This window comes from Petralouisia sp. (genome assembly GCF_056822245.1).
In genome coordinates this window covers 37,897-43,987 of sequence record NZ_JBQIOP010000034.1, presented here as the reverse complement: position 1 = coordinate 43,987, position 6,091 = coordinate 37,897, and the positions used below count along the sequence as shown (strand labels likewise).

The 6,091-nt window shown below is 46.2% G+C and carries 3 protein-coding genes and 1 pseudogene; 2 read left to right on the top strand and 2 right to left on the bottom strand.

Going from position 1 to position 6,091, the window contains the following annotated elements:
• Positions 1 to 93 precede the first annotated feature (93 nt).
• Entirely contained in the window at positions 94 to 1,308 is a 1,215-nt protein-coding gene (locus ACTO17_RS13640; protein WP_172535376.1) for an IS256 family transposase, read from the top strand.
• Positions 1,309 to 1,828: 520 nt separating this feature from the next.
• Here the strand turns inward: ACTO17_RS13640 and ACTO17_RS13635 are convergent.
• Positions 1,829 to 1,954 (bottom strand): annotated as a pseudogene (locus tag ACTO17_RS13635) (YgiT-type zinc finger protein); the annotation flags it as partial.
• A 2-nt stretch (positions 1,955 to 1,956) separates the two neighbouring features.
• Positions 1,957 to 2,220: a DUF4258 domain-containing protein gene (locus tag ACTO17_RS13630; protein ID WP_172535653.1), complete on the bottom strand. Its 264-nt coding sequence runs from the start codon at positions 2,218 to 2,220 to the stop codon at positions 1,957 to 1,959.
• 582 nt (positions 2,221 to 2,802) lie between these two features.
• Here ACTO17_RS13630 and carB point away from each other — a divergent pair.
• Positions 2,803 to 6,021 carry a carbamoyl-phosphate synthase large subunit gene (gene carB / locus ACTO17_RS13625; RefSeq protein WP_482558315.1) on the top strand — a complete coding sequence of 1,073 codons (3,219 nt, stop codon included), beginning with the start codon at positions 2,803 to 2,805 and terminating at the stop codon, positions 6,019 to 6,021.
• The last annotated feature ends 70 nt before the right edge of the window (positions 6,022 to 6,091 follow it).

Sequence of the window (6,091 nt, the reverse complement as noted above, 5' to 3'; positions counted from 1 at the left end):
GGTAGTGTAAATAAGTTTGTGTTTTTGGAAATAAATGGCTCCTTTTTGGTAAGAATTAGGATATGGAAATTCTTATCGAAAAGGAGTGTTTTTATGCCAGTAGCAAAGGAACAAATTCGACAGATTATCTCAGAAAACAACTTAAGCAGCGTCACCGATGTCTATGCCCTCCTTCGGGACAGTTTCAAAGACATCTTGCAGGAACTCATGGAGGCAGAGCTGGACGCCACCCTCGGTTATGAGAAAAACCGTAAGGGGGATTTACAGACAGACAACAAACGCAATGGGCATTCCCCAAAGAACCTCAAGAGCCAGTATGGGGAGTTCCAGATTGACGTGCCTAGGGACCGGAATGGGGAGTTTGAGCCAAAGCTGATACCAAAATACCAGCGCGACATCTCCGGGATTGAAGAAAAGGTGATCTCCCTGTATGCGCGGGGGATGAGCACCAGGGACATCCACGACCAGCTGAATGACCTGTATGGAATCGAACTGTCTGCAGAAATGGTCAGCAAGATCACAGACAAAATCCTCCCGCAGGTCAAAGAATGGCAGTCACGCCCCCTGAACCCGGTATACCCGTTTGTATTCATGGACTGCATCCATTACAAAGTCCGGGAGGATGGGCGGATATTAAGCCGTGCAGCCTATGTTGTGCTGGGTGTGACGGCAGAGGGTTACAAGGAGATACTGAGCATTACTGTCGGGGCAAACGAAACGAGCAAGTTCTGGCTGGGAATGCTGAACGACCTGCATAACCGCGGAGTGAAAGATGTGCTGTTTTTCTGCGTGGACGGGCTGCCAGGGTTTAAAGAGGCAATACAGGCGGTATTCCCCAAAGCGGAGATACAAAGGTGCGTCATCCACATGCTGCGCAACTCATTCAAATATGTCAGTTACAAAGACCTGAAGAAATTTGCCTCTGATTTTAAAGCCGTCTACAATGCCCCGAACGAGTCGGCCGCCCTTTCAGAGCTGGAAAACATAAAAGAGATGTGGGGAAAGAAATACCCTTACGCCATCAGCAACTGGGAAAACAATTGGGAAGATGTCAGCTCTTTCTTCCAGTTCCCGGATGACATCCGCCGGATCATGTACACCACGAACATCATAGAAGGGCTGAACCGCCAGTACCGTAAAGTGACCAAGACAAAAAGCGTATTCCCCAGTGACACGTCCTTGGAGAAAATGCTGTACCTGGCGAGCCAGAATGTAACAAAGAAATGGACCCAGAGATACCGGAACTGGGATCAGGTCTTGAACCAGCTGATTGTCCTATATGGGGAACGTCTCACGGAATATCTGTAAAAAAGACCGGGATGGCAACATTTGAAAACCCTGCCATCCCAGCCTTATTCCATCGGCATTTATATTATTGCCAGAATATCCCATCCTTATTCCGGAGGCCGGGTGTGGGCAGAGCCCACGGAAAGGGCAATAATAAAATGCCTGTTTGCCATATAAAAAAACGAAAAAAATGTATAGGTTTCGTCTGAATGGTTATACTATAAATAGAAGAAATAATTCGACAGTCCCAAAAACATAAAACCGACAAAAACCTCTTACATATCTAATTCTTATCAGGAAAGTCTAAAATCCATAGACACAAGATTTTTTACAGCCTCCTGAATAAAAATTATAACAAACACATTCTAGAAGCTATAAACGAAAATGGGGAAGCTCCTGATTCGTTTTAATCGCCATGTTTTTATTTTTTGTACGTTCATGCAGCTTTAGTATAATCAATGATCATAACTTCACTAATAATCTTTTCGGCCTGTTTGCTTAATTTCTCAATCTCTTTCATGATTGCCATTGAAAAAAACTCCTCGCCACATTGGGAACACTTCTTGCATGGTACATTTTTTACAATCAGAATCCCATTCTCTAATTTTTCAACATAGATTGTAGTTGTTTCAATCATATAGTTGCTGCCACAAGTAAAACAATTCATATTTAACGCCCCTTTCTGGTTTTAAAGTCCGGTTCCCACTCGTCAACATTCGGATAGTATGCCGTTATTATATGCAAATTGATGGTATCACTTGCAACAACAACATGTAAGTATCTGTCATTTACTGACATTCCCAATAATAGACAACTGGGAAAGGGCTTATCATCTTCATACTGCTTTATAATTTCGCCATGTATAATAACATTTATTATACTATTTGAATCAATGTTTCTTTCTTTACACCGTTTTATTACATGTGCAGTCATTATAATAGCGTCGTCTGTACATAGCTTCCTTAATTCTTCAATATGTAGAGCCACTCTTTCACCTACTTTCTATATAAAAATTATACCATGAACCGGCAGAAATAGAAAGCAAAAGGGAATTTATTTTGTATCGGGCGGAAGGAAGGACCGGTCATCAGTATGCGGGGCTGCCCGATGCTAGAAGAGAAAGCAGGCGCTTGATGGGTTGCCGCAATGCGGGCAGTTCCGTTAAAATTTATATCAAAGCCAGCCAAAGAATATTGAAAAACTGGCTGCATACTTATATTTTACACCAACAGCCGGATGTTTCGAAGTCCGGCTGTATTTTTTCACAGAAAAGGAACTGCGCACTAATTGCTTAGTGCGACGGCCCCTGAACGGATCAAATTCAGTTTTTTGTGTCGGATTATAAATTTTCATTGCTACCGGAAGCATTTTCCTGTATAATGAAGCATTAGGAAGAAAGCAAAGCGAAGCATTTCTATCATGCTTTCTGACGATTTGCCGCCGAACCGAAAGGGAGGGGGCGATACCTTATCAAAGGAAGAAAGCAAATGCATTTTATTGACAGGAGGAACAAGAATGTCTCAAAGAAAAGATATCCATAAAGTGCTGATTATCGGTTCCGGTCCCATTGTGATTGGGCAGGCATGTGAATTTGATTATTCCGGTACACAGGCGTGCAAGGCGTTGAGAAGCCTTGGCTACGAGATCGTATTGGTGAATTCCAATCCTGCTACTATTATGACAGATCCGGAAACAGCGGATGTTACTTATATTGAACCTTTAAATGCAGAACGAATGGAGCAAATTATTGCAAAAGAAAGACCGGATGCATTGCTGCCGAATCTGGGCGGGCAGTCGGGTCTTAATTTATGCTCAGAACTTGCCAAAACAGGCGTTCTGGATAAGTACCAGGTACAGGTCATCGGCGTACAGGTGGACGCCATTGAGCGGGGCGAAGACCGGATTGAATTCAAGAAAACCATGGACAGCCTGGGAATTGAGATGGCAAGGAGCGAGGTGGCTTATTCTGTGGAGGAGGCCATGGAAATTGCAGACCGGCTGGGCTATCCGGTGGTGCTTCGTCCGGCCTATACCATGGGCGGCGCCGGAGGCGGACTTGTATATAATATAGAAGAACTGAAAACAGTCTGCGCAAGAGGGCTTCAGGCCAGTCTGGTGGGACAGGTGCTTGTGGAAGAATCCATTTTAGGATGGGAAGAGCTGGAGCTTGAAGTGGTGCGGGATGCAGACAATAACATGATTACCGTGTGCTTTATTGAAAATATCGATCCCCTGGGAGTGCACACCGGAGATTCCTTCTGCTCTGCCCCGATGCTGACAATTTCAGAAGAAGTGCAGAAACGGCTGCAGGAGAAATCCTACAAAATCGTAGAATCCATCCAGGTGATCGGCGGCACCAACGTACAGTGGGCGCACGATCCCAAGACCGATCGGGATATCGTCATCGAAATCAATCCAAGGACTTCCCGCTCCTCCGCACTGGCTTCCAAAGCCACCGGATTCCCCATTGCCCTGGTGTCGGCAATGCTTGCCACCGGGCTGACCCTTGCAGATATTCCCTGCGGAAAATACGGTACATTGGACAAATATGTGCCTGACGGAGATTACGTGGTAATTAAATTTGCCCGCTGGGCCTTTGAAAAATTCAAAGGAGTAGAGGACAAGCTGGGCACTCAGATGCGCGCGGTGGGAGAGGTCATGAGTATTGGAAAGACTTTTAAAGAAGCCTTCCAGAAAGCAATCCGTAGCCTGGAAACCGGACGGTACGGTCTGGGACATGCCAAAGATTTTGATGAAAAATCCAAAGAAGAGCTGCTGAAGCTGCTGATTACCCCATCCAGTGAGCGTTATTTTGTCATCTACGAGGCCCTGAGAAAAGGAGCTTCCGTAGAGGAAATCCATGAAATTACCAAGGTAAAACATTATTTCCTGGAGCAGATGAAAGAACTGGTGGAGGAAGAGGAAGAGCTGAGCTCCTCCAAAGGCAGCCTTCCGGCGGATGAAGCGCTGATTGCGGCTAAAAAGCATGGATTTTCTGATAAATACTTAAGTCAGATTTTAGAGATTACAGAGGATGAAATAAGAGATAAGCGGATTGCCCTGGGACTGGAAGAAGCCTGGGAGGGCGTTCATGTCAGCGCAACCAGGGACAATGCTTATTATTATTCCACCTATAATGCCGAAGATAAAAACCCGGTGTCAGAAGGAAAGCCCAAAATCATGATTTTAGGCGGAGGTCCCAACCGGATCGGACAGGGAATCGAGTTTGACTACTGCTGCGTCCATGCGTCTCTGGCATTGAAAAAGCTGGGCTTTGAAACCATTATTGTAAACTGCAATCCGGAAACAGTGTCCACAGATTACGATACCTCCGATAAACTTTACTTTGAGCCGCTGACTTTGGAGGATGTTTTAAGTATCTATAAAAAGGAAAAGCCGGTAGGCGTCATTGCCCAGTTCGGCGGGCAGACTCCTTTGAATCTGGCGGCGGATTTAGAGAAGAACGGAGTGAAAATCCTTGGAACTTCTCCTTCTGTCATTGATTTGGCAGAAGACAGGGATCTGTTCCGGGCCATGATGGAGAAGCTGGAGATTCCCATGCCGGAATCAGGCATGGCGGTCAATGTCAAAGAGGCGCTGAAAATTGCAGAAGAGATCGGCTATCCGGTGATGGTGCGTCCCTCCTATGTGCTGGGCGGAAGAGGAATGGAAGTGGTCTATGATGCAGAGAGCATGGAAGGCTATATGAATGCGGCAGTGGGCGTAACTCCGGATCGACCCATACTGATTGACCGTTTTCTGGGCCATGCCACGGAATGCGAGGCAGACGCCATCAGCGACGGAACCCATGCCTTTGTGCCGGCTGTGATGGAGCATATTGAACTTGCAGGGGTTCATTCCGGAGATTCCGCATGTATCATTCCTTCCAGGCATATTTCCGAAGAAAATGTGGCGACTATTAAGGAATATACCAGAAAGATTGCAGAGGAAATGCATGTGAAGGGCTTAATGAACATGCAGTATGCCATTGAAAAGGGCAAGGTGTTCGTATTAGAAGCCAATCCCCGGGCGTCCCGTACGGTGCCTTTGGTATCGAAGGTCTGCAACATCCGTATGGTGCCTCTGGCCATTGACATTGTAACTGCAGAACTGACAGGGAGACCTTCTCCGGTTCCGGCTCTGGAAGAGAAAGAGATTCCTTATTATGGAGTGAAAGAGTCAGTATTCCCCTTTAATATGTTCCAGGAGGTAGATCCGGTTTTAGGGCCGGAAATGCGTTCCACCGGGGAAGTGCTGGGACTCTCCCGGTCTTACGGAGAGGCGTTTTACAAAGCCCAGGAGGCAACTCAGATGAAGCTTCCCTTAGAGGGTACGGTATTGATTTCCGTCAGCGACAGGGATAAGCCGGAGGTTGTGGAAGTGGCAAAGGAATTTGCGAAAGCAGGCTTTCAGATTATCGCTTCCAAAAACACCTGCAGTCTGATTCAGGAAGCCGGCATTGAAGCGGAAATGGTGCATAAACTGAAAGAGGGAAGGCCGAATATGCTGGATCTGATCACCAACGGCAAAATTGATTTGATTATCAATACGCCGGTGGGGCAGGAACGCCATGCAGACGACAGCTATTTAAGAAAAGCGGCCATTAAGAAAAAAGTGCCCTATATGACAACCATGGCGGCGGCAAAGGCCACAGTCAGCGGAATTCTTTCCCTGAAAAAACACGGCAGCAGCGAAGTGCAGTCTTTGCAGAACCTGCACGGAGAGGTGAAATAAGAAAAATAGCAAGTTGACTAATCCGGACAACTGATTTATAATGTAAACATCTATGCAGTTCACCAGGAGG

Excerpts from the sequence above, each read along its gene's own strand:
- ACTO17_RS13640 (WP_172535376.1), top strand. The coding sequence starts at position 94 with ATGCCAGTAGCAAAGGAACAAATTCGACAGATTATCTCAGAAAACAAC.
- ACTO17_RS13630 (WP_172535653.1), bottom strand. The coding sequence starts at position 2,220 with ATGACTGCACATGTAATAAAACGGTGTAAAGAAAGAAACATTGATTCA.
- carB (WP_482558315.1), top strand. The coding sequence starts at position 2,803 with ATGTCTCAAAGAAAAGATATCCATAAAGTGCTGATTATCGGTTCCGGT.